Source organism: Paenibacillus dokdonensis, from assembly GCF_004916975.1.
GTDB lineage: Bacteria > Bacillota > Bacilli > Paenibacillales > Paenibacillaceae > Paenibacillus_AQ > Paenibacillus_AQ dokdonensis.
On sequence record NZ_STGQ01000001.1, the window covers coordinates 98999 to 124852 of the forward strand.

Sequence of the window (25854 nt, forward strand, 5' to 3'; positions counted from 1 at the left end):
AAGGTGAAAAAGGGGTTATCCCAAGCCATGGTGGCTTCGGGATAACCCTTTTATTTAACTGATGAAATATAAATCAGTTTTATTTCTTCTATTAGTAAAGAGGGAAATAAAATAAGGAAATATAAGCCACGGTAATGAATATTTATTCACTAAATGTATTATTTAATTGACTATACTTTAATACGGCAGTGCAAACCAATATTTATCAGGATCATAAAAACTTTAAATTGCGCAGACCCAGAGGGCAATGTTAAAATAATAAAACCAATTCTTGTTGAATAAATATCGATGATTTAGATGAATAACCTTTCCCCCATAACAACGAGGTTGTCCGCTGCTGTATGTTTACCCCATTCCCCAATTATAGTCACTGTTTTGTTCTTGTAGCCAATGCCGTCTCGCCTAGGGTTGTGTTTGTCGTACCCGGATTTAAGTCATTATTCATTCTGAAGATAGAAAGGTTGCTTTCCATGAGACATACGGTACTTCCCCCTAAACAGGGACTTTATGATCCGCAGTTTGAAAAGGATGCTTGCGGCATGGGGTTTGTTGCTCATATCAAGGGCCGGGCTTCCCATGAAATTGTCAGTCAGGCGCTGACGATGCTGGAAAATATGGAACATCGCGGCGGCCAAGGCAGTGAGCCTAATTCCGGTGACGGAGCCGGTATTATGCTGCAGATTCCACATCGTTTTTTTGCCGAAGAGGCACGAAAGCTTGGCTTTGAACTTCCGGAGCCGGGGCAATACGGAGCAGGCATGCTGTTCCTTTCCCATGATGAGGCCGTTCGTGAGGCTCATGAGAGCCGGCTGATTCAGATTATTAAGGAAGAAGGCCAGACCTTCCTCGGTTTCCGCGAAGTGCCGACCTATGATGAAATGCTGGGCAAATCGGCGAAGGAAGCGAAGCCGTATGTGCGCCAGGTATTTATTGGCCGCAGCAGCGACCTGAAAGAAGATCTCAATTTCGAACGTAAGCTGTACATTATCCGTAGACGCGTTGAGCTCGATATCCGGTATGGTGGAACGCCGGAAGGGGATACCTTCTATATTTCAAGCTTATCCTGCCGGAAAATTGTATACAAAGGCATGCTGACCACGGTACAGGTGGGTCAATTCTATCTGGATCTGCAAAACGAAACGGTGGAGACCGCGATCGCGCTGGTTCACTCCCGTTTCAGTACGAACACCTTCCCAAGCTGGGAACGTGCGCATCCATACCGTTTCATGATCCATAACGGCGAGATCAATACGCTGCGCGGTAATGTGAACTGGATGCATGCCCGCCAATCCCTATTTAAGAGCGATGTCTTCGGGGCTGATCTGAACAAAGTGAAGCCGGTTATTAATCCGGACGGCTCAGATACCGCGATGTTTGACAATACCTTTGAATTTTTGTACCTGAGCGGACGTTCCCTTCCTCATGTGGCCATGATGATGGTGCCTGAGCCGTGGAACAACGACGAGGGTATGGGTCAAACCAAAAAGGCATTTTATGAATACCACAGCACACTGATGGAGCCTTGGGACGGACCTGCCGCTATGGCATTTACGGATGGCGTGCAGATCGGAGCAATCCTTGACCGTAATGGTCTTCGGCCTTCCCGTTACTATGTGACCAAGGACGACTTGATTGTTCTGTCTTCCGAAGCGGGTGTCCTTGATATTGCTCCGGAAAATATATTGTACAAAGACCGTCTGCGTCCAGGCAAAATGCTGCTTGTCGATACCAGGGAAGGACGCATTATTTCCGATGAGGAAGTTAAAGCATTGATTGCTTCCGAACAGCCATACCGTGAATGGCTTGACGAGCATCTGGTCAATCTGGATGAGCTGCCGGATGCGCCGGAGCTTCCGAATCCGAAGCATGACAATGTAACACAGCTTCAGTTGGCCTTTGGCTATACATTCGAAGAGCTGCGTAAGGTATTGGAGCCGATGGCCTCGACCGGTATGGAAGCACTCGCCTCGATGGGCTATGATGCTCCGCTGGCTGTGCTGTCCGATAAGCCTCAGCGGCTGTACAATTACTTTAAGCAAATGTTTGCTCAGGTAACGAACCCGCCGATCGATGCGATTCGTGAAGAAATCGTTACGGCGACGGGGACAACCATTGGACCGGAGCGCAATCTGCTGCATCCGGAGCCGGAAAGCTGCCGTCAGATCCGATTGGATACGCCGATTCTTTCTAATGAGGATTTTGCAAAAATCCGTCATGTGCACCGTCCGGGCTTCAAATCTATGACGATCCCAATCTTCTTTACCGCAGCTGACGGGGCCGAAGGCCTGCGTCAGGCGCTCGATGGACTTTGCCAAGCGGCTGACCGGGTCATCCGCAAGGGCCATAACATCCTGATTCTGTCCGACCGCGGCGTGGACCGTGAAAATGCAGCTATACCAGCGCTGCTGGCCGTTTCTTGCTTGCATCATCATCTGATTCGTCAAGGAACGCGCACGAAGGTGAGCATCCTGCTCGAATCCGGTGAGCCGCGTGAAGTGCATCACTACGCGCTGCTGCTCGGTTATGGTGTCAGTGCGGTCAACCCGTACCTGGCCTTTGAAACGCTGGACGACATGATCCATCAAGGGTTGCTTCGCGGCGTAACGCATGAGAAAGCTGTGAAAAATTATATTAAAGCCTCGACCAAGAGCGTGGTTAAAATACTTTCCAAAATGGGTATTTCTACGATTCAATCCTACCGCGGCGCTCAAATCTTTGAAGCGGTTGGCTTGAAAGAGGAATTCGTAGAGCAATACTTTACACGCACGCCTTCGCGTATCGGCGGTATCGGTCTGGAAGAAGTAACGGCTGAAGCGCTTGCCCATCACGAACGTGCTTTTACAGAAAAAGACGGAAACGACAAGGTACTGGATTCCGGTGGTGAATATCAGTGGCGTAAGGACGGGGAAGAGCATCTGTTCAACCCGCAAACCATTCACTTACTGCAGCAGGCAGTCCGTACTGGAGACTACAAGATTTATAAGAAATACTCCAAGCTGGTGCAGGGTGAGAATGAGCAGAAGATGACGATCCGCTCGCTGCTGAAGCTGAAGCCGGTTGGACCTGCGATATCTATTGATGAGGTTGAACCCATCGACTCCATCATGCGCCGTTTCAAAACGGGCGCGATGTCTTTCGGTTCGATCAGTAAAGAAGCGCATGAGAGCTTGGCGATTGCGATGAACCGCATCGGTGGCAAGAGCAACACCGGTGAAGGGGGAGAGAATCCTGCCCGTTACACTCCGGATGCTAATGGTGATTCCCGCCGCAGTGCGATCAAGCAGGTTGCATCAGGCCGGTTTGGCGTAACATCCAACTACCTGGTGAATGCCGACGAAATCCAGATCAAGATGGCTCAAGGCGCGAAGCCAGGCGAAGGCGGCCAGCTGCCAGGACGCAAGGTGTACCCTTGGGTTGCCGAGGTCCGCGGATCCACGCCGGGTGTCGGTCTGATATCACCGCCGCCGCATCATGATATCTATTCCATCGAGGACTTGGCGGAATTGATTTATGATCTGAAGAATGCGAATCCACGTGCAAACATTAACGTGAAGCTGGTATCCGAAGTTGGGGTCGGCACGATAGCCGCAGGCGTAGCCAAAGGCAGAGCCGACATTATCCTGGTGAGCGGGTATGATGGTGGCACTGGCGCATCGCCGCAAAGCTCGATCCGTCATGCAGGTATGCCGTGGGAGCTGGGTCTTGCGGAAACGCATCAGACGTTGATTTTGAACAATCTGCGTGACCGTGTCGTGCTGGAGACGGACGGTAAAATGCTGAACGGCCGCGATCTGGCCGTGGCAGCGCTGCTCGGCGCAGAAGAATATGGCTTCTCTACGGCACCGCTGATTGCCCTTGGCTGCATCATGATGCGCGTATGTCAGATGGATACCTGTCCGGTGGGCGTCGCAACCCAGAATCCGGAACTGCGCAAGCATTTCATGGGGGATCCGGCGCATGTCGTGAACTTCATGAGATTTGTGGCGGAGGATCTGCGTGAATGGATGGCTGAGCTCGGATTCCGCACCATTCAGGAAATGGTCGGGCGCACCGACTGCCTGGATGCCGATGTAGTGAACACGCACTGGAAGAAGCAGGGCATCGACCTGTCCGCGCTGCTGCATATCCCGGAAATGCCGGAAGGAAGCACACGCTTCAACAGTAAAACTCAAAATCATGGTCTGGAAGAAACGCTGGATATTCGCCATCTGCTTGATTTGGCTGCCCCTGCTCTTGAGAGCGGAGCCGCTGTTCAGGGCATGCTGCCGATTACCAATGTAGACCGGGCAGTAGGCACGATTCTAGGCAGCGAGGTAACGCGGAAATATGGAGCAGCCGGACTTCCGGCAGATACCATTACCTTTACGTTTACAGGTACCGCTGGCCAGAGCTTCGGGGCATTCGTTCCGAAAGGAATGACGCTGACGGTTGTGGGCGATGCCAATGACTATACAGGCAAGGGGCTTTCCGGCGGGAAACTGATTGTGAAGCCATCGGAAAAATCGACCTTTAAGGCTGAGGAAAATATCATTATCGGTAATACTGCGTTCTACGGTGCAACAAGCGGAGAGGCCTACATCAACGGGATTGCAGGTGAACGTTTTGCAGTCCGTAACTCCGGCGCCTCGGTTGTCGTTGAAGGCGTTGGCGACCATGGCTGCGAATATATGACAGGCGGTCGCGTAGTTGTGCTTGGCGGCACAGGACGCAACTTTGCTGCCGGTATGTCCGGTGGTATCGCCTATGTATATGATCCGGAGAACACCTTCATTCAGCGCTGCAATCTGGAAATGGTGCTGCTTGAACGGGTGGAAGAAGCCGAAGAGGCAGAAGAACTGAAAGAGCTGATTCAGAAGCATGTGTCCGCTACCGGAAGCGCGATGGGGCAGAAGGTGCTGGAGGACTGGGGACAAAGCCTGCAGCAATTCGTAAGGGTTATTCCGAAGGATTACAAACGAATGACTCAGCACATCCGCAAGGTCCAAGAAAAAGGACTGACCGGAGAAGCGGCGCTGCTGGCCGCGTTTGAAGCTAACATGCGTGAGCTGGCCAGAGCCGGCAGTCATTAAGTCATAAATTTTACATGAACATGCAGGCTTGACCAAAAATGGGTTTGCGATTTTAACTCCTTATGGAGACTGAAATCGCAGGCCCATTTTTTTCGACAAAAATAGAACCGGATTTAGAAGACAAACTTTCCATCAGACGACAGCATCATAAAAGCACTTGAGATATAATAAAAAAGTCCTATCCGCCCAGGTTCTAAATGACCTGTTTTAGGGTATTCAATACAGCATTCTGATCTTATATTGTTAAATTGATGAGTGGAGCGAGGGGTATCTTCAATGAGTGATGAGAAGGAATTTGGTACCGAGGCCCGGTCCAATGGTGAGCATCAGGCACAAAAACAATTGGATATCCTGAAAGTGCTGGAACAATGCGGGATACACCCCGAAAGCTGGCACAACTACATCAAACAACAGGATCAATAGAAATAGATAGAAGTAATCAACGTACATTCAAAGATTTCAGTCCGTCTTTAGCAGAAGTTAAAAATACCTCAGCAGCTCTAAGGCCACTGAGGTATTTTTCTGTTTATTTCATGGAACGCTCCATACGAACAAAAGCAATAAACCGTTTAGCTTCTTCTTCTGTAAGACTGCGTCCGTCAACCATTAGATTAAACCGCTCCAGCAGATCCCCGTCAGAAAGCTCCAATTGATCTACAAAATCACGAACTTCCTGATCCATAACACGGTTGGACTGGTTCGTACGGCCAATCAGATAGTCTATAGTTACTTCGAATTTATCGGCAAGCTTGGTCAGAATCTCAAAATCAGGTTTGCGGCGGTTCTTTTCATAGTGGGAGAGTGCGGCTCTCGTGATGCCGATCGATTGGGCTAATTCTTCCTGAGTCCATCCTCGTTGATCCCGCAATTCTGCGATGCGATTATCATGATTCATGAATAAACCTCCTCCAATTGCCTGCATGGTTGCTCAGCAAAGGTAACGAATTGTATCAAATATAGGTCTATATGTTTAAAAAGGGATTGACTTGTTACAGTTTGTATCGTAAAGTGAACATGTAATCGATACTATTTGTATCTATGGTAAACAATATGTATCAGTAAACAGTGTAGTTCAATATTCACACTTTTATACCATAAGGCAGGGTCGAAGCAATGAATATGTTGACGGCATACGGCATACATCTGCAAATGTACATATCCATTTATCAAATTGGTGAAACTTCCGTCGTTTTAAATCGTTCCCGTCCGGTCGTTCTATGGGAAATTGAATCCAGGATGCTCGTATTCATCAGTGATTTGAATTTCCCGCTTGTGCCTGAAATACGGCTCTGCTTCGATATCATCTGTGAAGGCCAGCCCATATGCCGGACTTATGGTAAGCTGCTCTGGAAAGAGGACAGCCTGACGGAGGCCAAACAATATGGGGTTCTCCTTGAGCCCGAAGAGCACGGGGAGGTGAACATAGCAAAAAAAATAACCCGTTCCGTAATGGGCGGCAGAGTCAGCATTCAAAAGTATGATTTTTACATGGAATTCCTGAATGATAAAGGCAGCGGCCAAGTTTTTGATGTCTTTACGTAGGATTTTTGCTCAAATCCTGTAATTAAAAAGTGCAGTGCATGGGATAAAGTCATTTTACTATATTTATCAAAGGGCTGCATAGTGCTTTTGCCGGAGGTTTTGCAAAATAGCCGTATAAATCGGGAATAGGAATCTATTAAGCGAGGGATGGATCTTGAGCAGTGTGAATTTTTATGATAAACAAGCCGTTTTGGACGAACTAAAGCTCCCCCGAAAAATTCTTCTATTTAATATCACTGCCCTGTAGGTTCCTCATGAACAGTATAAATCCGTTAAAAAGTACCCTGGAGGCCGGCCGTCAGTTTGAAGCAGTTCCGCTGTTTGAAATGAAGAACCGAAATTTATTTTTGATTAGTAAACGAATACAGGATGTATGCTTTTCCCTTCTCGGGCTTTTGGTGTTGTCGCCGCTGCTGCTCTTGATTGCACTCCTGATTAAGGCTGAAGATCCTAAAGGTGCCGTTATTTTTGCTCAAACCCGGGTTGGCAAGAACGGAAAGGTATTTAAAATGTACAAATTCCGCTCTATGGTCAGTGATGCCGAGACGCTGCTCGGGAAGCTGATGGATCAGAATGAGATACGCGGAGCCATGTTTAAGATGAGAAATGACCCCAGGATTACCCGTGTGGGGCGGTTTATCCGTAAAACAAGCCTGGATGAGCTCCCTCAGCTGCTGAATGTGCTCATGGGGCATATGAGTCTGGTGGGACCAAGACCCCCGCTGCCAAGGGAGGTTGACGACTATACCTCATATGACATGATGAGACTGCTGGTCGTGCCTGGCTGCACAGGACTGTGGCAAATCAGCGGCAGAAATCATGTGGGATTTCAGGAAATGGTGGAGCTCGATCTCGAATACATACGCAATCAATCCCTTATGAAGGATATCATTATTATGTTCAAGACCGTTAAGGTACTTTTCGGAGCTGATAATGCCTACTGATTACAAGTTTCCGGTTGTGATCAACAAGGCGTGAACAGAAAGGTGGAAAATCCGATTCATGAAAAAATGGGTTGTAATCCTCACGTCTGCGTTTGTTGTCGTCGTACTGGGCGTGGCCGGATATGCAGCATATATTTATCAATCCGTGAAAACCACTGCCCATCAGATCTATGAGAGCAGGGATGCTGCAGTTCAGCCGAAGCCAGTTAGCAAGGAGGGGAATTCATCTCCGAATACGGCAGTGGCTAGTACTGGCAAGGATACGAGCGTACAGCCCGGCTCTGTCAAGACAACTGTGCAGCCCATCAATCTGGAGGAGAAGAAGCCTTTCACTGTGCTGGTCCTGGGTGTCGATCAGCGGGAAAATGATAGGGGTCGTTCAGATTCGATGATCTTCCTGACTGTCAATCCGGCGAAGCAGAGCATTCTCATGTTCAACATACCGAGGGATACACGGACGGAGATTGTCGGACATGGCACCGTGGATAAAATCAATCATGCCTATGCGTTCGGTGGCGTGAGCATGTCGGTCAAAACCGTTGAGCATTTTCTTGATTATCCCGTGAACTACTATATCAAAGTGAATATGGAAGGCTTCGCCCATTTGATTGATTCTATGGGAGGCGTGGAGGTAAACAATCCCTTTTCCTTCTATTATGAAGGGCATCAGTTTGATCAGGGGGATCTGAATTTGAATGGGGAAGAAGCGCTGCTCTATTCCCGGATGCGTTACGATGATCCACGCGGCGATATGGGCAGGAATACAAGACAGCGGCAAATTTTGAATCAGGTGATTAAAAACTCGTTGAAAATTACGAATGTGGTTAAGATAGAGTCGCTTCTGGGCGATGTGGGAGACAGCGTTAAGACGGATATTACTTTTGATGATATGAAGGCCTTTCTTACAAATTACCGCACAGATCTGAAGGAGATTGAACAGGTTGAGATTAGCGGTCAAGGAGAAAGGATTAAGGGAATCTGGTACTACTCCGTCAGCGATAAGGAACGCAGCAGAATCCATAATCTGATTAAAGAGCATTTGCAATAGAAAAAAGCTAAGCTGAACCGTCCTGGATGAATAATCCATGGCGGTTCCTTGTTTTTCGTACAGAATATCTTGACATCAATCCATGATTGTTGTAGATTTCTGGTAATGATACAATTCGTAACCCATAAATGCAGAATGATACACTTTGCGTTTGTTTCATACCAAAGGAGAGGAAGTTGGTTCTGATGAACGATCAGCAGTATGTCTATTGCTTGTGCTGTGAGAGAAAGGTGCCTGTGTCGGATACCATGGTTATTTTCCGGACGGGATATTATCGTACCATTGTTCCTTTGGGTTATTGTAAAAATTGTTATAAGCAGGGGGAAAAAGAGACAAGATTCCAGTATATGGAGCATATGCAAAAAGGATATGATACAATGAGGCGATAACCAAGCGAAAAGGAGTGAAGTGAATGCAGCATGAACCAGTGGTTCGGCTGGAGGGTGTGACGAAGAAGGTCTCTTCCAAGACATTGGTAGAAAATGTTACACTCGACATTCCGCCCGGACAGGTATTTGGGTTCCTTGGACCCAACGGTGCCGGGAAAACAACGACGATTCGGATGATGGTCGGTTTGACCTCAATCAGTCAGGGAGATATCAAAATTTGCGGATACAGCATTAAGGAGCATTTCGAGACGGCGGTTTCCAATGTCGGAGCCATTGTCGAAAATCCGGAGATGTACAAGTTTTTGACAGGATATCAGAATTTGCGCCATTTTGCCCGCATGATGACCGGCATTACCGAGGCCAGAATTCAAGAAGTGGTCGGACTTGTAGGTCTGAACAACCGGATTCACGACAAGGTGAAGACCTACTCGCTCGGGATGAGACAGCGTTTGGGGGTAGCCCAGGCCATTCTTCACCGGCCGAAGCTGCTAATTCTGGACGAGCCTACGAATGGACTGGATCCGCAAGGGATCAGGGAGCTTCGCGATTATCTGCGACTTTTATGCCATGAAGAAGGGACTACCGTTTTCGTCTCCAGCCACTTGTTATCCGAAATGGAACTGATGTGCGACAGTGTGGCGATTATACAAAATGGCCGTCTGATTGATGTGCGATCGCTCAAAGACCGCAGTGCGGATAGTCAATCGGCGGCGATAGAAACAGGATTCCTGGTGGATGATCCGAAAAAGGCGCTCTCTATCCTTGAAGGCGCGGCCCTCCAAGACAGCATGATCACCTTAAAGATTACCCGGGACGAGATTGCTGAGACGAATGCCAGACTGGTGCAGGCAGGAATCAAGGTGTATGGCATACATACCGTTACCCGTTCACTGGAAGAACAGTTCCTGGAAATGACGGGGGGTGACCAAATTGGGTAATTTTTTCAGTCTCGTACAAAATGAAAATATGAAAATCTACCGGCGCGTCCGGACTTGGGTGATGCTTGGGATTCTCGTCGTCGTTAATTTGGTGATTCCGTTGCTGTTTTCGATGGTGGACTCCGAAGGGGCAACCTCCATTTGGGACAGCGTAATCCTCAGCTCAACCTTTACATTTTTCCTGTGTACGATCTTTTCGGTGATTATTGCAGCCGACTCCGTGGCAGGCGAATTTTCCTGGGGAACCATCAAGCTGCTTCTGATCAGACCGTGGAGTCGTTCGAAAATTCTGCTGTCCAAATATGTATCGGTTATCCTGTTCAGCCTGCTCTGCACAGTTCTGCTTACAGGGGTCTCGCTTCTGGTTTCCAGTCTCTTATTCTCCGGCAGCGCGGATAGCAATATGTTCACGCCAGGGAAGAGCGGGCTTGTCTTCACACTTCAATATATTCTGTGCGACTATGTCAATTTGTTTATTACGGTCGCGATTGCCTTTATGCTGTCAACGGTATTTCGTGCCGGAGGTCTCGCGATTGGACTTGCGCTGTTCATCATGTTTACCAAAGGGATTTTTATGACTCTGTTCAGTCCTGAGCGTTATACATGGGCCAAGTATTTGATTTTCACGCATATGGACCTCACGAGTTATCTGCAGTCGGATGTGGGACCAGGAGGAATTACGCTGGGCTTCTCACTTGCTGTGCTTGCCGTGTACTATATCGTTTTTATGGCGATCTCCTGGTATGTCTTCAAGAAAAGGGATGTCGCTGCATAAAACGCTGATGGTTCAAAAAAAGCCCACCGTGGAACGGAGTGTGTTTGATTCTGCACACCCCGCTGCGGCGGGCTTTTTTCTATGCAAAATAAAGATTCCGGCAGCATGGTGCAAAATGGTCAGCCTGCTTCCGTTTCCAAAAGATGCATATCGACAGCCGGCAATGCTTCCGCTTGTTCCTTCTTCGGTTCCATTTTGCTGGAACCATTGAGAATACCGCCCTCGGCAATCACGAGGGAAGAGGCGGCGAGCACGTCTCCGAACATCTGGCCGGTCGGGGTGATCGTCAGCTTGCCTTCCGCCTGTACATCTCCATAGACTTTTCCTGCAATAACGACTTCCCTGGCGCTGATATCGGAGCGGGCAACAGCATGCTCCCCGATCGTGACGCAGGCGCGGCTTTCTATGACTCCGTTGAATTTGCCCTCAATACGCACATTAGCCTCACAGGCGAGAGCTCCTTCAACCTCGGTTCCTTTTCCGATCAGGGAATCGGTGGGCATAAACGCATTTTTGGATGCTTTGGATCTGCTCAACATAGGACCTCCTTAATACAATTCGGATTTTTCCGGACGGATATACGGGAGTGGATTCATGGGCTTATCATTCTTGACGACCTGAAAATGAAGATGTGGACCGGTACTGCGGCCGGTCGAGCCGAGGAGGGCGATCTGCTCGCCTTTGTCTACCGATTCACCCACATCCACCTGAATTTTACTGAGATGCATATACCAGGTTTGCAGCCCGTTCGGATGCTCGATGATGATATAGCGGCCGCGTGCGCCGCTTTCATCAGCTGTGACCACTTTACCGGCACCTGCCGCATAGACAGGACCACCGTTCTCGCCGGCAATATCGATACCTGCATGGAAGGCGGCTTTACCTGTAAAAGGATCTGTCCGGTATCCGAAGCTCGACGTCAGCACTTGGGATGAGGTTGGCCATAACGTGGGGTTACCTGATATCTGCGTCTGGGTTTCCTGGGCTTTTTTCAGCGTATGGGGGACCTGGCTTTCCATTGCTTTCAGCAGCTCCTGCATTTCCTGAAAGTCGTCTTTCGTCTCCTGGGCCAGATCCAGCATTTCATTCTCATGCACGGCAATGAACTCGCCCCCGACATGCTCTGAAGCATCCCAGGACAGGGAAGACGCTTTAACAGCGGAATCATCCGTGGACATGCTTGTGCTGTGTTTGTCGATAAACTGCTGCAGCTGCTGCTCGAGCTCATCCACATGCTCCATTTTCAGCTGCATATCCTTGGCCTGGGACGAAAGCTTAATAATTTCATTTTGCAGTCGCTCGATCGATTGCTCGCGGCTGTTGACCGAGCCTTGAAGCTGAAGGTTCTTCATGTTTTCGAGGTTAACCTTTTGCTCCAGCTGGGTAATCACCTGGGAGGAATGGGCCTGCATGGCAAGAACGAGACCGGACAGCGAGAGGACCGCGGCTGCGGGTACGGCCAACATCAATGGTTTGGACAGATGAATCTGCTTCACCGAATGCTGGGCATCCCGCATGACCAGCAGTGTCATACGTCGATTCGCGGTTGCACCTTTCATGGCAGCTCCTTTCTGTAGCGTCGTTATACTTGTCTTATAATCTATGTATTCGACGAACGCTCGGAACATGTCTAAAATGTTACCATTTTACGTTTGCGTCTGCCGGGCGCTCTTGAGGGTAAGTATTGAATAAAGAAGGCTTGGTTTGGTGAATGATGGATAAATAACCGATCGGCGATATTTTTCGGCAAGGAGGCTGCCCTATGGTGTGGCTGCTGTTCGCACTAATTATTTTTATTTTTCAAATCGCTACCATTTTGCTGTTCGAGTTCCATAATCCTTCCAAAACGGTTGCATGGATGTTTATTCTTTTCTGCTGCCCGATTATCGGTTTTGTAGTCTACTATTTTGTAGCTCAAGATTATAAGGCGCGCAGGAGGGTACGTACCCGGGGTTCGCGGCTGTTCCGCCAAATGCGTTCCATACTGTGGAGCCAGGCGGTGACGGTCAAGAAAATAGAAGAAATGCACAATCCCGAATTCGAGCATCAGGAGAGGCTGTTCAATCTGCTGTCACGACTATCGGAAAGCCCGATCACAGGCTGTAATACCAGTAGGGTGCTGACGGATGGGGAAGAAGCGTTTGGTGCCATGCTGAAAGCGATGGAAGCGGCGAAAAAGCATATACATATCGAGTTCTATATTTTCCGGCATGATGTCATTGGGACCCAATTTCAGGAGATCATGATCCGCAAGGCGAAGGAAGGCGTCAAGGTCCGTTTCATGTGCGATGGGCTGGGCAGTTATAAATTGAAGCGGGAGTTTGTGAACAAACTTAAGGAGGCAGGAGTGGAGTTTCACTTTTTTCTCCCACCACTGCTGGCCTTTATCGACCGGCGCATCAATTACCGGAACCACCGGAAGATCATTGTTGTGGACGGAACGACGGGATTCGTGGGCGGGATGAACGTCGGGGATGATTACCTGGGGCAATATCCTAAAATGGGTTACTGGAGAGACACGCATATGAAGATCGAAGGGGATGCCGTCTATTTTCTGCAAAACGTGTTTTTGAATGACTGGCAGCTGGCTTCAGGAGAAAAGATCGTCGATCCTGCGCTCTTTCCCGAGCATGAATGCGAAGCGGGCGAACAGATTCAGATTGTCAGCAGCGGTCCCGATCAGAACTGGAATGCGATTCAGGAGCTATGCTTCTCAGCCATTTCCGTTGCAAAAAAAAGAATCTGGATCACTTCGCCCTACTTTATTCCGGATCCGAGCATTTATGAGGGACTGAAGACAGCTGCTGTCAGCGGAGTGGATGTGCGTATTATCATTCCGTGGAGATCGGACTCAAGGCTGGTCCACCTGGCTTCGCTATCCTATGTGGAGGAGCTGCTGCTGGCCGGTGTCCAGTTCTTCCAATACCAGAAAGGTTTCATTCATGCAAAGGTGATGATCGTGGATGATATGCTGGCTTCGGTGGGTACCGCAAATATGGATATGCGCAGCTTTTTCTGTAATTTCGAGCTTACAGCCGTGTTGTTCGAACAGTCAGCGATCGACCGGCTCACTGCGGACTTTGAGGAGGATATGCGGGTCAGTCATGAAATAGTGAAGAAGGAATTTCAGGAGCGGGCATTTTTACATAAGAAAGCAGAAATGCTCTGCCGTATGCTATCTCCGCTCCTGTAGCTTCGGCCTGTCAGATACTCCTGCTCCTTCAGGAGCGGGGAGCCCACAGGATGATAGAAATGCCTACCAGGCAAAATGCAGCCCCGATCCAGTCGTACAGGTCCGGGGTGTTTTTGTCGATCCCCCAGCCCCATAGGAGGGCAAGTACAACGAAGACACCACCGTACGCTGCGTACACGCGCCCGAAAGAGGGGAAATGCTGCAGCGTGGGGATAATACCGTACAGAATCAGCACCAAAGCGCCGACCAATCCATACCACCAAGGTCTGGATTCCTTAATCCAGAGCCATACCAGGTAACCTCCGCCGATCTCTGCCAGACCAGCAGCTAAAAATAAAAATAATGCTCTCATGACAGAATATCTCCCATCTCATTAATACTTAGACAGAAACTATGATATAATAAATAAGAACATTTATCACGAAAAGACTTGATGGAGGATCTTTTATAGTGCTTTTCTTTCCTCTCATGGAACTTTCGTGTTTATATTCACACCAAATTGATAAGAATCGGGGGAATTCGATGGCTGGATCTTCTAATGCCCAAACTGCGGATAGGGCCAAACTTCCGCATGGACAGCAGCAACCGCTTAACGCACCGACTTCTAAGCTTAGGATTTTATCGCGCATCATCGCCATGCTGATCGGAGCAAGTATGGTCGCTGTCGCACTGGAAATTTTTCTGGTGAACAACAGTATTATCGATGGCGGAATTACCGGTATCTCCATTATGTTAGCCCACCTCTTTCATTTGCCGCTTGGTATTTTTCTGACCTTACTCAATATTCCTTTTCTGTTTCTCGGTTATAAGCAAATTGGTAAAACCTTTGCATTCTCAACTCTCGGAGCCGTAATTGTCATGTCCGTAGGTACGGCACTGCTTGAGCCTGTAAAACCCATTACCTTCGATCCGCTCCTTGCCGCTATTTTCGGTGGCGTGATTCTTGGAGCAGGCGTAGGCCTGGTAATTCGTGCAGGGGGATCTACAGACGGTAGTGAAATCGTCGCGATTCTGATCAATAAGAAAACTCCTTTTTCCGTTGGCGAGATCATCATGTTCATCAACGTGTTTATTCTCACCAGTGCGGGCTTTGTGTTCGGCTGGAATAATGCCATGTATTCTCTCATCGCCTATTTCATCGCTTTTAAAGTGATTGATATCACCAACGAAGGTATCGACCAATCCAAATCTGTATGGATCATCAGTGACAGATACAAAGAGATTGGCGATGCTCTGACCCAGCGTCTTGGACGCGGCGTGACTTATCTGGAGGGGGAGGGTGCCTACTCAGGTGACAGCAAAAAAGTGATTTTCGTTGTCATCACCCGCCTCGAAGAAGCAAAACTTAAGTCGATCGTCGGTGACTGGGACCCGGACGCGTTTCTTGCGGTTGGTAATATCCATGACGTTAAGGGTGGAAGGTTCAAGAAAAAGGACATTCATTAGAAGTGGGGCTCATCAAAAGGTTAGCTGTTGACCGACGCGTGCGAAACCGCTGCGGTGCGGATCATTCTTCCGATCGCTGTTGTCCCCGGATTTCTTGAATGAAGTAGTTGCAACTGTAGAAATCCGCTGACCAAGGCGAACGCTGCGCTTCTTCAGAACGATTCCGCTCCTCCGCTCCCTAGGCGTCAATCAAAAGCCAACTTCTTATTGAGCAGTGGGGTGTAGTAACAAAAGCCCGGAAGAATTCATCTTCCGGGCTTTTTGACATATAAGAATGTATACATTTACGGGGTCCCCGCAAAGTACATGGATGGACCTCGGAGGATCCCCGCATAACGGGGTTATTTGGTGTTCAAATGGCTTATAACTTGCTCTAGCGGCTGCGGTGGAAGGGCGGCGATCAGGTCACCAGTCGCTTGGAGCCGTTCTTCGATATTCAGCAGGTGAAAATCCAGCGGTGACACATTGCTCTCAACCTCATCCCAGTGGAGCGGAGTAGATACGGTAGCGCCGGGTCTGGCGCGGGGGGTGTAGGGTGCCGCAAGGGTTTTACCCTGATAATGTTGAAGGTAATCAAAATAGATTCTGTCGCCGCGGTTTTTCTTTAGACGCTCCAGCGTGAACAGATCCGGATGCTTTTCGGTGACAAACCTTCCTACAAAAAGTCCAATGACCCTAAGCTCATCGAAAGTAATCCCCTCATGGATGGGAACGATGATTTGCACGCCTGTAGCTCCCGATGTTTTGGGCACCGAATCAATTCCCAGCGAATGAAGCACATTACCGACGATGGATGCGGCTTCCATAATACGCGGCTCGACTTCCCGTGAGGGATCCAGATCGATCATCCACTCACACGGCAAGGTGCTTCCGGCGTAATGAAGGGATGGATGGAACTCGAGTGCTGCAAGATTGCCAAGCCACAGCAGCTCAGGCAGACCGTTCAGCACAATATAGTGAATGCCGTCCTGCTCGGCAGTATGCACATAAGGCGGACGCGGTTCTGGAGCATTTTTTTGATAAAAGAATTCACCGGGTACCCCATGCGGATATCGGATCGTTGTGAGCAGCCGATTCTGGCAGTAGCGCAGCAGATAAGGCGCGAGCGCAGCCAGCTTTTGCAGATACATCGCCTTGGTGATGCCCATTTCGGGCCATAGCGGCTTATCCGGATTGGTGATAGGAATGGCATGGCCTTCAATGATTATGGAGCCTTTCACGGTACGCGGCATAAAAATACCTCCGAAAAATTTGTCGATAGATGTCCCGCTTGGGACAGCCCGGTTGTTCTACCTATTTAAACCTCATCCATAGAGAGGGAGGTGCCAAAGAAATGGATGAGGACACCTGCCTGCTGGTGCTCCGGATTTTCGAAGATAAACCATTTGATGAAATCGGAGAGTTGTTGAATAAAAGCGAAGAAGCAGTCAAAAAGATATATAGCAGAACCAAAATAAAGCTCAAAAGCATGATGACGGCATCGGAGGAAGAAGGCAAATGCGTTCACCCAAACAGGATTTCGTACAGCTCGCTGAGCATATGATTGCATCTCATTGATCCAACTTACAGTCCTCTGGAGCAGAATTCACGAAGGCCTGTATGCTCGGTTGGCGCAGCGTGCCTCCGGGCGTCCATTCAAGAAAGTTCACCTTTACGACCCACTCGGGGCGGATCCATACCGCCCCTTTTTGACGTTCCGACTGATTAGTGAATGGCCTGTCCTTTAACAGCATGGTGGCAGCCTCCTCCGTAATTCTCCGCCAGTCTGCCACTGTCAGCTTGCCGGTTCCGGCATGCCCAATATAGATTAGCTTGCCTTCTTCATCATAAAGGCCGAGCAGCAGCGCGTTCACCAGACCGTCCCGGTAGGTGACGCCGCCAACCACGGCATTGAGATCGAGAATGTTTTTTCGCTTTTGCCAGCGCTTATCCTTGCCGCCGACAGCATATACGCTGTCCAAGTCTTTGATGACAATGCCCTCGAGCTGATGCTGTTTGGATATTTCATGCAGCAGGGAAATATCCGGATAGCTCGGAACAGCCTGTACCATCGGGCTTGGGATCAGAACCTGAGCCAGCAGTGCCTGACGTTCATGCAAGGGCTTATTCGTGACGGATTCCCCGTTGAAGTACAGGATATCGAATACCATATATACGATCGGGACCTGCTGCACACGGGCGCGGATTTGCTGCTCTTGTCGCAGGCTGTCCCGCTTCATCACTTGATGAAACGAAGGCACGCCATCGACCAAGGCGATAATCTCACCGTCCAGTATAAAGGAGTCCGCCTGGCAATAGGCAGCCGTGTCCATGAGCTCGGGATACTGACGTGTGCGGTTATTGCCTTTGCGGTTGATGAGCTCCGTACCCTCGCTGTCATGGTAAACCAACATGCGCACGCCATCCCACTTGATCTGAGCGATCAAGCGTCCTCCCGAAGGAAGAATATTCGTCATGATTGGCTCGAATGGTTTAACCGGACGCAGCTTCATAGGCAGGATCTCCCTGGCTTACGGTTAGGAGACGGTTTCATTTTTCTTGGCCGTCTTGCGGCGTTTCGGCTTAGGAGCTTCAGCGCCCGCGGCCTGCTTGTCATCTGCGGCTGCTGCCGTCTTGGCTTTGGGCTTGGCAGCTTTCTTAGGCTTGCCCGGATCGGTAACCACACTTGCCGGCCGGGAGGCTTCGATACTGGCCTGCAAGGCGGCCATCAGGTCGATCACATTCGTTTCCTGCTTGGCAGGCGCGATCTTGATCTCTTCACCCGTGACTTTATGCTCGATCAGCTCGAGCAGCCGCGCGCGATAATCATCGGTATATTTCCCGGGATTAAAAGACTCGGACAGCTGGTCAATCAGCATTTGGGCCATGCCGAGTTCTTTCTCATTCACGGTCACATTTTCAGGTAAGTTCGGAACCTGCGTCACCGGACGGATCTCATCGGGATAGAACATGGTTTCAATAGCAAGGCAGTTCTCCAGCACGCGAATGGCCGCGAGGGAGCTTTTGGAGCGGATGGATATTTTGGCGATGCCGATTTTACCACTCTGCTGCATAGCTTCCTTCAGAAGCTGATAAGCGTTACCGCCAGCCTGATCGGGCGCTAAGTAATATGTTTTCTGAAAATAAATGGGATCGATCTCCGTCAAATCCACAAAATCGAGGATGGCAATCGATTTATTCGCCTGATCCGTGATTTGCTCGAGTTCTTCCTTTTCAAACAGGACGAATTTTCCCTTTTCGTACTCATATCCCTTGGAAATCTCCTCCCACTCAACCTCCTTCTCGCACACCGGACATTTGCGGACATAGGACAGGGGACTGCCGCACTCCTTATGCACATATCTCATGGAGATATCTTTATCTTCCGTCGCCGAAAACATTTTGACAGGCACATGAACCAGCCCGAAGCTGATGGCGCCTTTCCAAACCGTATGCATATTCAGCCGCTCCTTTTTTATTTTTTTGTATTCATTCTATTCCTAACAGTATGCCTATTTTTTGCCCAATCTATGACATTTGAATAGAAGAAATGAAGGATGATTCGCTGTTTTTACATGCTTTTTTCCTGAAAAGGGCATGCTAAGAACAATGCAGACCATTTTTACGGGCAGGAGGCAAAAGAGAATGCGGAAAAATCAGGATGAAGACCTGCATGAGGATTTTAATAAAGCGGCGTTAAAGCGCTATGAAAAAGTGTCCAACAATATGGAAGCTGCCAGCTTTATCAATGGGAACGATGTGGATTGGGAAAGCATGACAGCACCTGAGCAGGTATCTCATGAGAGCCATATGTTTGATATCGACCGGATGGTAAATGAAGGACTTGGCGGCGGAGAAATTACGGCGGATAACGGATATATCGGTGACAGTACGACGGATTCGATGGTTCCGGAGCCGCATGACGGCGAATCAGGTGACAAGTAAACAGAGAAATCGGGTCTGGTAATTCTACTATGAATAAAAGAGAGGTTCGATGGTGATGGACGTTAAACGCGCGCTTGAGATCTATAAGGACACAACCAACATTGCTGTAAAGCTCGAAGGGGAACCCGTCTGGATTGAAAATGTGGATGAAGTGAACGGTATGGCTACCGTACAGGTGGGCGCAAGGCCGACCAACACCCAAACCGTCAATGTGGAGCGGTTGGAGGAAGGATAGATTATCATATGAAGAAGGCCCGTTGCCCATAAAAGGAGCTGACGGGCTTTTTTATGATTATAAGTCGAGGGGTTATATTATAATTTCTTCAAGATTATTCCGATTTCGATTACAATTATTGTAAGATCAGCTATTGTTGTTACCTTGGAGGAGGAGAAGGGAAGATGAACAAGAGTGAGGGGATTATTGCTTCTGGACGAACAGCGGAACTGCTGGCCTATGAACCACAGCGGGTATTGAAGCTCTTTCGGGAGGGGTTCCCGTTGAGGGCCGTAGAGCAGGAGTTCCGTGTCAGCCGGGAAGTGCATGCGTCTGGGCTTCGGGTACCCGAGCCTTTTGAGCTGAAAGAACATAACGGACGCATGGGCATTGTTTATGAAGAGGCAGACGGATTGACCATGCTGGCAGCCATTTTCCGGGATCCTGGGATTATAAAAGAGGAAGCGGGGCGCATGGCGCGGCTTCATGCGGAGATACATAAGAGAAAAGTGGATGGACTTCCCCGTCAAAAGGCTATGTTGGCCGATCAGATTACAGAGGCGCCTTTTTTAACGGAAGAAGAGAAGGGCAGGATTATTGCTAGGATAGATTTGCTGGAGGACGACTCCTTGCTCTGCCATGGAGACTATCATCCGGATAATATTATGCTGGGACATAAGGAGTGGATCATTGACTGGATGACGGCGATGAGCGGAAGTCCAGCCGCTGATGTCGCAAGAACTTTGCTTTTGCTTAGAACGGGAACACTGCCAGAAGAGCTGCCACCTCCCGTTCAGGAGCTGTTTGCCCGCATTCGGGAGCAGCTGACGGTAGAGTATTTGCAGGAATATATGAAACTAACCGATATCTCACATGAGCAGATTGAACGCTGGATGGTTCCGGTCGCTGCGGCACGCCTCGTGGAATGGATTCCGCCGCAAGAGAAGGAGCAGCTCCTGAAGCTGATTCGGGCGCAGGCGATTGCCCCTGAATAGTCTGTAAAATACTCCAAAAAAGTTGGTCACCTGAAGATTTTTCAAGGGTGGCCTGCTTGGCCTCCGTGAAAAAACTTCTTTTCTGTTTGTCGATTTTTGCGTTAAAATAAATGGGCATAACATACAATATACCCATCAAATGATGTTCATAGAGGGCGGACCATTGGTGATTTGCAAGAAACAGCCCACATTTTTATTAACCTTGGAGGAACAATGGAAGCGCGCGAATCGAACAGAGAAGCATGGAATGGCGGGGCTTACTCGGCATGGGTAAACCGCTTTGGTACGCCCGAGCAGGCAGCCGAACGGCTAAAGGACAATCCGGTCAAAAGCATTCAACATCTATACAAATATTTTGAAGAGCAGGTTCAGGGTAAAAGCATAATGAACCTGATGGGCTCCAATGGGATAAAAGGCGTTGCGTTAGCCTTACTTGGAGCCAAGGTAACCGTTGCTGATTTTTCTTATGAAAATCAGCAGTATGCAGAGGAGTTAGCCCGTGCTGCGGGGGTTGAACTGCGATATGTGTTATCGGATGTGCTGCAGCTTCCGGAAGAGGAATTTCTTTTGTCCTATGATGCGGTTTTCATGGAAAACGGAATTCTGCATTATTTTAAGGATTTGAAGCCTCTTTTTGATTGCGCAGCAAGGCTGTTGAAACCAGGAGGCAGATTGGTGGTTCAGGATTTCCATCCTATTTCTACGAAGCTCATATCCTCCTCAGGGACGACGGCGAAGATCAGAAAGCATAAAGTGACGGGAGATTATTTCAGCACATCCTTGGAGGCAAGTGACGTATCCTTTCAAAAGTATTTGAACAACGGGGAGAATAGCAGTACGAATACGGTCTATTTGCGTAAATGGACGCTCGGAGAAATTGTGACTGCCGTGGCAGAATCAGGTCTCCGTATTATGTCTCTCGAAGAAATGCCCAATCTTTCCTCTGAAGTATATGACAAGGGGATTCCCAAGACATTTACTATTGTTGCTGAGAGGATCGGTTCATAGCACAATACATGAAAAGGCGGTGCCAGCTGTAGAGCTTCGGCACCGCCTTATTTCATTGTTATACAACCCGTTCGAGCAGGGAAGTTGAGCTCAAATCGAGCTGATATCCTTTTACAAGCGTTTCTCCGTTCCGGGTATCCGTCTCATAAGCGCGCTTGAAGCCAAGACGTTCGTATAACTGTACGGCAGAGGCCATCATGTCCGATGTATGCAAATTTAGGGTGGATGCACCTAACTGAACGGATCTGCGCGCAGCCTCCTTGATCAGATCCGTGGCTATTCCTCGTCCGCGGACTGTAGGAGACACGGCAAGAAGCCGGATAATTGGCGATTGTAAGCCCATTTCAGGCTTACCATACGCGGCCTCGGAGGAGAGAAACAGCTGCACACTTCCAACAATTTCACCGTCCAGCTCGGCAACGATGCGGGCATGAGGACCGCTGCCATATACGGAGTCACGGATGGAATTACGGTATTCCTCCCAACGTGGCTCCGGAAGGTCGAAGGCATACTGCTGATAGGCTTCGAGCATGACATGCGCTATGGCCTCCTGCTCAAATTCCTCCGCATCGCGGATCATAATTTCTTGTGCTGTGGTCATCACGGTCACTCCTTTTCATCGTTTCATCAAATTTGTTTATTCAGTATAACTCCAAAAACAAAGTAAACATATAGGAATTAACAAATATTGATATCGTTATTGAAAAATTCAATTATACAGGATTGATCTAAATAATCATTGACAATAAAATTCCAACTGTATAAATTGAACTAAAGAAATGGGTGAGATTAGAATAATTTATAAGTTACTGCTTTAAAACCGTCTATTTTTATATGGATAGTATGTAATTGGGGGTGTATGTATTGAATATTGAAAATATTGAAGCTTTCGTTTACATCAATCATTATGGGAGCTTTAATAAGGCAGCAGATGTGCTCTTCTTGTCCCAGCCCACCGTTACTGCACGAATCCAGTCGCTTGAACGCGAGCTGGATTGCAGACTCTTCGACCGGTTTGGCAAACAGATCAATCTCACCGAAAAAGGCAAACAGTTTCTCCCCTATGCTCAGCAAATCCTCCAGACCTACCAAAAAGGCAAGCATCACATCCATTCCAAGCGCGCTACACCCAATGAACTGCGGATTGGCTGCACCGTGTCTGTATCGAATTACTTAATGCCTCACTTGCTTATGCGGCTGAGTGAAAGATTTACGGATATTAAATTCAAAATTACGACCGCTCCTACAGATGAGCTCGCTGCCAAGCTGTCTTCCAGGGAACTGGATCTGGCGTTTGTACGAAAACTGATGAATCCCGCATTTCAGTCCTATCCTTTCTTCGAAGATCCGATCCGTTTGTATGTATATAAGGAGCATCCGTTAGCTGCTGCAGGGAGGGCATCAATTCGCGATATCCGCCATGAGTCACTTATTTTCTTTGAGTGCGGCTCCCTTGATTGGATGCGGATCTATCGGGTATTCGAAAGCTTGGAGCAGCCCCCTAACATCGTGTTCCAGGTGGATAACTCCGAAACGGCCAAGAAGCTTGTCATGCGCCGGGCTGGAATTTGCTTTCTCCCCGGGCTCTGTGTGCAGCAGGAAGTAGAGGCGGGCCTGCTTGTCCCCGTCGATATTACCGAAACGATGGGCATCGCCCTGCAAACCAACCTGATTACATTAAACGGAGAGCACACGGAATTCGCTGAAGCGCTGCTCGAATCGGGCGGAAGGGTACTGAATTAAGGATTTGGATATATGAATAGAAAAACTCTATTAGACGCGTGCTGTAATTCGCGGTAAAGTTAGTAACATCAAATTCATACTAAACAGATGGGAATTATCAATTTGGATCGAAAGGGGGATGAGATCATGCGTAAATCATGGACAATGGCTGCTGCATTACTGCTCACGGGGGTAATTGCCGGATGCGGATCGGGTGCCGAAAAGTCAGCCGATCAAGCCAAAGAAGGAACTGCCAATGCGTCAGCGGGAACCGTGAAAAAGATCGTGGTGGGCACAGGTACAGCCTTTCCGAAAATCTGCTTTATCGACGAGAACGGTAAGCTGACCGGCTTTGACGTGGAGCTTGTCAAGGAAATTGATAAGCGTCTTCCACAGTATGAGTTCGAGCTGCAAACCCAGGAATTCGCTAATCTCCTCCTCAGTCTGGAGACGAAGAAAATTGACTTTGTTGCACACGAGATGGAAAAAAATCCAGAACGCGAGCAAAAGTATTTATTTAATAAAGAGCCTTACGCCCACTGGAGAAACAAGATCATTGTTGGCAAGGACAATAATTCCATACAATCACTGGATGATTTGAAAGGCAAGAAGGTTTTGACCGGCGCAACAAGTGCCGAGGCTCAAATCCTGGAGAACTATAACAAGAAAAATAACAATGCCATCAACATCGTCTATCAAAGCGGCGCGGCCAAGGATTCGGTGAATCAGATTACGACCGGACGCGTGGAAGCCACGATCGGTGCAGACTTCTCACTTCCGCTGATTGACCCGCAGGGCAAGCTGAAAACAACGGGGGATGATCTCTTGGAAGCGGATATCCTCTTTGTATTCCGTAAAGATGATCCGGAGGAGCAGAAGCTGGCGGATGACATCGACGGTGCGATCAAGGAACTGAAAGCAGACGGTACGCTGGGCAATCTGAGCAAACAGTGGCTGGGTTCGGATTTCACCGCCGATTCCAAGAAATAGACTGCATGCATGACCTAGGGTAGGGAGGAGGAAGCTCATGGGGGCGCCGTTTGATTTTACTTATATATTCAGTTATTTTCCAAAGCTGTTATCGACGCTGGGAATTACGCTGCTGATCGTAGCAGGTTCGCTTCTGGTGGGGATCATCCTGGGGTTTCTCATCGCCCTTCCCCGCCTATACAGGATTCCGGTAGTGAATACGCTGGCCAGAGTGTATGTTTCTTTTTTTCGGGGAACTCCGATTTTGATCCAGCTGTTTCTATTCTACTATGGTCTTCCCGAAATCCTGAAACTGGTGCATATCGATATATCCAGAGCTCCGGTGCTGGTATTCGTCATCTTGACCTATGGCCTTCATACCGGTGCTTTTATGTCGGAAACGATCCGCGCTTCGGTAACGGCGGTGGACCGGGGACAGGTCGAGGCGGCTTATGCCATGGGCATGAAGGGGCATCAGGCATTTACCCGGATTGTGCTGCCTCAGGCGCTGGCGATAGCGGTTCCGGTCTTCTCCAATCTGGTCATTGCTCTGCTGAAGGACACGTCACTTGCCTTCACTCTTGGAGTGATGGAGATGACGGGCAAGGCGGATACACTGGGTTCTCTCACGCAGCATTTTGTTGAAGCTTATATCTCGCTTGCACTCATCTATCTGGCGGTCAGCTTTACGCTCGAGAAGCTGCTTTTGACCCTAGAACGCCGCTTGTTGAGACATGAGCAGCCTGACCCGGCAGGGCAGAGAAGGTTTCGGATTCAAAGAAAACGCTCCTATCGGCGCATGGTTGCCAGCATCGGTTCGGGCAAAGGAGGAGCTGACCTATGAAAATCGATCCATCCTTTATCTGGACGGCTTTGGTTCAGCTGCTGTCTGCAATTCCTACCACGCTTGTCATTACAGCAGTGTCTGTTACCGCCGGCTTTGTCATCGGGTTGATCACCGCGCTGCTGCGAATTTATAAAATCCCGGTACTGGGCCAGATTGCGTCCGGCTACGTCACCTTTATCCGGGGAACTCCAATGCTTACCCATCTACTCCTTATCTATTTCGGTCTGCCGATGCTGCTGGATGCATTGTCCTCACAGCTGGGATGGGGATTCAAATCATCCTCTATTCCGATGATCGGCTTCGCCTTCATATCCTTTTCAATCACAGCGGGCGCCTATATGGCAGAAGTGATCCGTTCCGGTCTGCTCGCGGTGAACCGTGGTCAGCTGGAAGCCGCTTATTCGATAGGCATGACGACACCGCAGGCGCTACGCCGAATTATTTTTCCCCAGGCGCTGGCGGTCAGCCTTCCGAATCTGTCCAATTCGGTCATCGTCTCCGGTGGTCAGCAGCAGCGTGTGGGGATTGCCCGCGCACTGGCGCTGGAGCCGGAAGTGACTCTTTTCGATGAACCGACATCGGCATTGGACCCGGAGCTGGTGGGCGAAGTGCTTGCCGTGATTCGTAAAATCGCGAAGGAAGGCATTACGATGATCGTTGTCACCCATGAAATGGGCTTTGCGCGGGATGTCGCGAACCATGTGGTATTCATGGACGGCGGCGTGATCGTGGAAGAAGGAACGCCGGCGGAACTGTTCAACAACCCCCGTGAAGAGCGGACGAAGCAGTTTTTGAAGCGGATTACACCTGAACTTAACTATAGCATTTAGG

At 49.0% G+C, this 25854-nt stretch carries 26 protein-coding genes; 18 read left to right on the forward strand and 8 right to left on the reverse strand.

Annotated features, from left to right (window positions below; translation table 11 throughout):
- Positions 1-470 precede the first annotated feature (470 nt).
- Both gltB and E6W40_RS29335 read left to right on the forward strand, forming a co-directional pair.
- Positions 471-5069 carry a glutamate synthase large subunit gene (gene gltB, locus E6W40_RS00550; RefSeq protein ID WP_136603695.1) on the forward strand — a complete coding sequence of 1533 codons (4599 nt, stop codon included), beginning with the start codon at positions 471-473 and terminating at the stop codon, positions 5067-5069.
- A 276-nt stretch (positions 5070-5345) separates the two neighbouring features.
- On the forward strand, positions 5346-5492 hold the full coding sequence (locus tag E6W40_RS29335; RefSeq protein WP_168928784.1) for a hypothetical protein: 147 nt from the start codon (positions 5346-5348) through the stop codon (positions 5490-5492).
- Positions 5493-5595: 103 nt separating this feature from the next.
- On the opposite strand, the gene E6W40_RS00555 is transcribed toward E6W40_RS29335, so the two are convergent.
- Complete coding sequence (locus E6W40_RS00555; protein WP_136603696.1) at positions 5596-5964, reverse strand: helix-turn-helix domain-containing protein; 369 nt, start codon at positions 5962-5964, stop codon at positions 5596-5598.
- A 218-nt stretch (positions 5965-6182) separates the two neighbouring features.
- Between E6W40_RS00555 and E6W40_RS00560 the strand changes: the two genes are divergently transcribed.
- The 5 genes from E6W40_RS00560 to E6W40_RS00580 all read left to right on the forward strand — a co-directional run bounded on the left by E6W40_RS00560 (position 6183) and on the right by E6W40_RS00580 (position 10705).
- Positions 6183-6611 carry a hypothetical protein gene (locus E6W40_RS00560; protein WP_136603697.1) on the forward strand — a complete coding sequence of 143 codons (429 nt, stop codon included), beginning with the start codon at positions 6183-6185 and terminating at the stop codon, positions 6609-6611.
- Between the two features lie 254 nt (positions 6612-6865).
- Complete coding sequence (locus tag E6W40_RS00565; RefSeq protein ID WP_136603698.1) at positions 6866-7555, forward strand: sugar transferase; 690 nt, start codon at positions 6866-6868, stop codon at positions 7553-7555.
- A 58-nt stretch (positions 7556-7613) separates the two neighbouring features.
- Positions 7614-8603, forward strand: coding sequence for an LCP family glycopolymer transferase (locus E6W40_RS00570; protein ID WP_136603699.1), 990 nt, complete (start codon positions 7614-7616; stop codon positions 8601-8603).
- Between the two features lie 412 nt (positions 8604-9015).
- Positions 9016-9930 carry an ABC transporter ATP-binding protein gene (locus E6W40_RS00575; RefSeq protein WP_136603700.1) on the forward strand — a complete coding sequence of 305 codons (915 nt, stop codon included), beginning with the start codon at positions 9016-9018 and terminating at the stop codon, positions 9928-9930.
- Positions 9923-10705 carry an ABC transporter permease gene (locus E6W40_RS00580; protein ID WP_136603701.1) on the forward strand — a complete coding sequence of 261 codons (783 nt, stop codon included), beginning with the start codon at positions 9923-9925 and terminating at the stop codon, positions 10703-10705. The genes E6W40_RS00575 and E6W40_RS00580 overlap by 8 nt, the downstream gene beginning before the upstream one ends.
- Before the next feature lie 119 nt (positions 10706-10824).
- Here E6W40_RS00580 and E6W40_RS00585 read toward each other — a convergent pair whose 3' ends face one another.
- Both E6W40_RS00585 and E6W40_RS00590 read right to left on the reverse strand, forming a co-directional pair.
- Positions 10825-11244, reverse strand: coding sequence for a bactofilin family protein (locus E6W40_RS00585; protein WP_211146952.1), 420 nt, complete (start codon positions 11242-11244; stop codon positions 10825-10827).
- Positions 11245-11253: 9 nt separating this feature from the next.
- A complete protein-coding gene (locus E6W40_RS00590; protein ID WP_136603702.1) occupies positions 11254-12264 on the reverse strand; it encodes a M23 family metallopeptidase in 1011 nt (336 codons plus the stop codon).
- Between the two features lie 203 nt (positions 12265-12467).
- On the opposite strand from E6W40_RS00590, the gene cls reads away from it, so the two are divergent.
- On the forward strand, positions 12468-13898 hold the full coding sequence (gene cls, locus E6W40_RS00595; protein WP_136603703.1) for a cardiolipin synthase: 1431 nt from the start codon (positions 12468-12470) through the stop codon (positions 13896-13898).
- 28 nt (positions 13899-13926) lie between these two features.
- Here the strand turns inward: cls and E6W40_RS00600 are convergent, their stop codons facing one another.
- Complete coding sequence (locus tag E6W40_RS00600; RefSeq protein ID WP_136603704.1) at positions 13927-14250, reverse strand: YnfA family protein; 324 nt, start codon at positions 14248-14250, stop codon at positions 13927-13929.
- 170 nt (positions 14251-14420) lie between these two features.
- Here E6W40_RS00600 and E6W40_RS00605 point away from each other — a divergent pair, with 170 nt between their 5' ends.
- Positions 14421-15344, forward strand: coding sequence for a YitT family protein (locus E6W40_RS00605; protein ID WP_136603705.1), 924 nt, complete (start codon positions 14421-14423; stop codon positions 15342-15344).
- A gap of 341 nt (positions 15345-15685) precedes the next feature.
- Here E6W40_RS00605 and ligD read toward each other — a convergent pair whose 3' ends face one another.
- Positions 15686-16576 carry a non-homologous end-joining DNA ligase gene (gene ligD / locus E6W40_RS00610; RefSeq protein ID WP_136603706.1) on the reverse strand — a complete coding sequence of 297 codons (891 nt, stop codon included), beginning with the start codon at positions 16574-16576 and terminating at the stop codon, positions 15686-15688.
- Positions 16577-16677: 101 nt separating this feature from the next.
- Here ligD and E6W40_RS00615 point away from each other — a divergent pair, with 101 nt between their 5' ends.
- Positions 16678-16887 (forward strand): RNA polymerase sigma factor, encoded by a 210-nt coding sequence (locus tag E6W40_RS00615; RefSeq protein WP_246072773.1) that lies wholly within the window; start codon positions 16678-16680, stop codon positions 16885-16887.
- Positions 16888-16894: 7 nt separating this feature from the next.
- Here the strand turns inward: E6W40_RS00615 and E6W40_RS00620 are convergent, their stop codons facing one another.
- Both E6W40_RS00620 and ku read right to left on the reverse strand, forming a co-directional pair.
- Positions 16895-17836 carry an ATP-dependent DNA ligase gene (locus tag E6W40_RS00620; protein WP_136603708.1) on the reverse strand — a complete coding sequence of 314 codons (942 nt, stop codon included), beginning with the start codon at positions 17834-17836 and terminating at the stop codon, positions 16895-16897.
- A gap of 24 nt (positions 17837-17860) precedes the next feature.
- Positions 17861-18781 (reverse strand): non-homologous end joining protein Ku, encoded by a 921-nt coding sequence (gene ku / locus E6W40_RS00625; RefSeq protein WP_136603709.1) that lies wholly within the window; start codon positions 18779-18781, stop codon positions 17861-17863.
- Between the two features lie 187 nt (positions 18782-18968).
- Between ku and E6W40_RS00630 the strand changes: the two genes are divergently transcribed.
- From E6W40_RS00630 to E6W40_RS00645, 4 genes are all read left to right on the forward strand, one after another.
- Positions 18969-19268, forward strand: a complete 300-nt coding sequence (locus E6W40_RS00630) for a hypothetical protein (protein ID WP_136603710.1) — start codon at positions 18969-18971, stop codon at positions 19266-19268.
- Positions 19269-19323: 55 nt separating this feature from the next.
- Entirely contained in the window at positions 19324-19503 is a 180-nt protein-coding gene (locus E6W40_RS00635) for an H-type small acid-soluble spore protein (RefSeq protein WP_136603711.1), read from the forward strand.
- A gap of 164 nt (positions 19504-19667) precedes the next feature.
- Positions 19668-20477, forward strand: a complete 810-nt coding sequence (locus E6W40_RS00640; protein ID WP_136603712.1) for a phosphotransferase family protein — start codon at positions 19668-19670, stop codon at positions 20475-20477.
- Positions 20478-20690: 213 nt separating this feature from the next.
- Positions 20691-21485, forward strand: a complete 795-nt coding sequence (locus E6W40_RS00645; RefSeq protein WP_136603713.1) for a class I SAM-dependent methyltransferase — start codon at positions 20691-20693, stop codon at positions 21483-21485.
- A 58-nt stretch (positions 21486-21543) separates the two neighbouring features.
- Here the strand turns inward: E6W40_RS00645 and E6W40_RS00650 are convergent, their stop codons facing one another.
- On the reverse strand, positions 21544-22086 hold the full coding sequence (locus E6W40_RS00650) for a GNAT family N-acetyltransferase (RefSeq protein WP_136603714.1): 543 nt from the start codon (positions 22084-22086) through the stop codon (positions 21544-21546).
- A gap of 263 nt (positions 22087-22349) precedes the next feature.
- Between E6W40_RS00650 and E6W40_RS00655 the strand changes: the two genes are divergently transcribed.
- From E6W40_RS00655 to E6W40_RS29855, 4 genes are all read left to right on the forward strand, one after another.
- The gene (locus tag E6W40_RS00655; protein WP_136603715.1) at positions 22350-23228 is read left to right on the forward strand and encodes a LysR family transcriptional regulator; all 879 of its coding nucleotides are present in this window, start codon (positions 22350-22352) and stop codon (positions 23226-23228) included.
- Between the two features lie 126 nt (positions 23229-23354).
- Positions 23355-24197 (forward strand): transporter substrate-binding domain-containing protein, encoded by an 843-nt coding sequence (locus tag E6W40_RS00660; protein WP_136603716.1) that lies wholly within the window; start codon positions 23355-23357, stop codon positions 24195-24197.
- Between the two features lie 37 nt (positions 24198-24234).
- Positions 24235-25020, forward strand: coding sequence for an amino acid ABC transporter permease (locus E6W40_RS00665; RefSeq protein ID WP_136603717.1), 786 nt, complete (start codon positions 24235-24237; stop codon positions 25018-25020).
- Positions 25017-25853, forward strand: coding sequence for an amino acid ABC transporter permease/ATP-binding protein (locus E6W40_RS29855; RefSeq protein WP_136603718.1), 837 nt, complete (start codon positions 25017-25019; stop codon positions 25851-25853). Before E6W40_RS00665 ends, E6W40_RS29855 begins: the two co-directional genes overlap by 4 nt.
- Position 25854 lies beyond the last annotated feature (1 nt).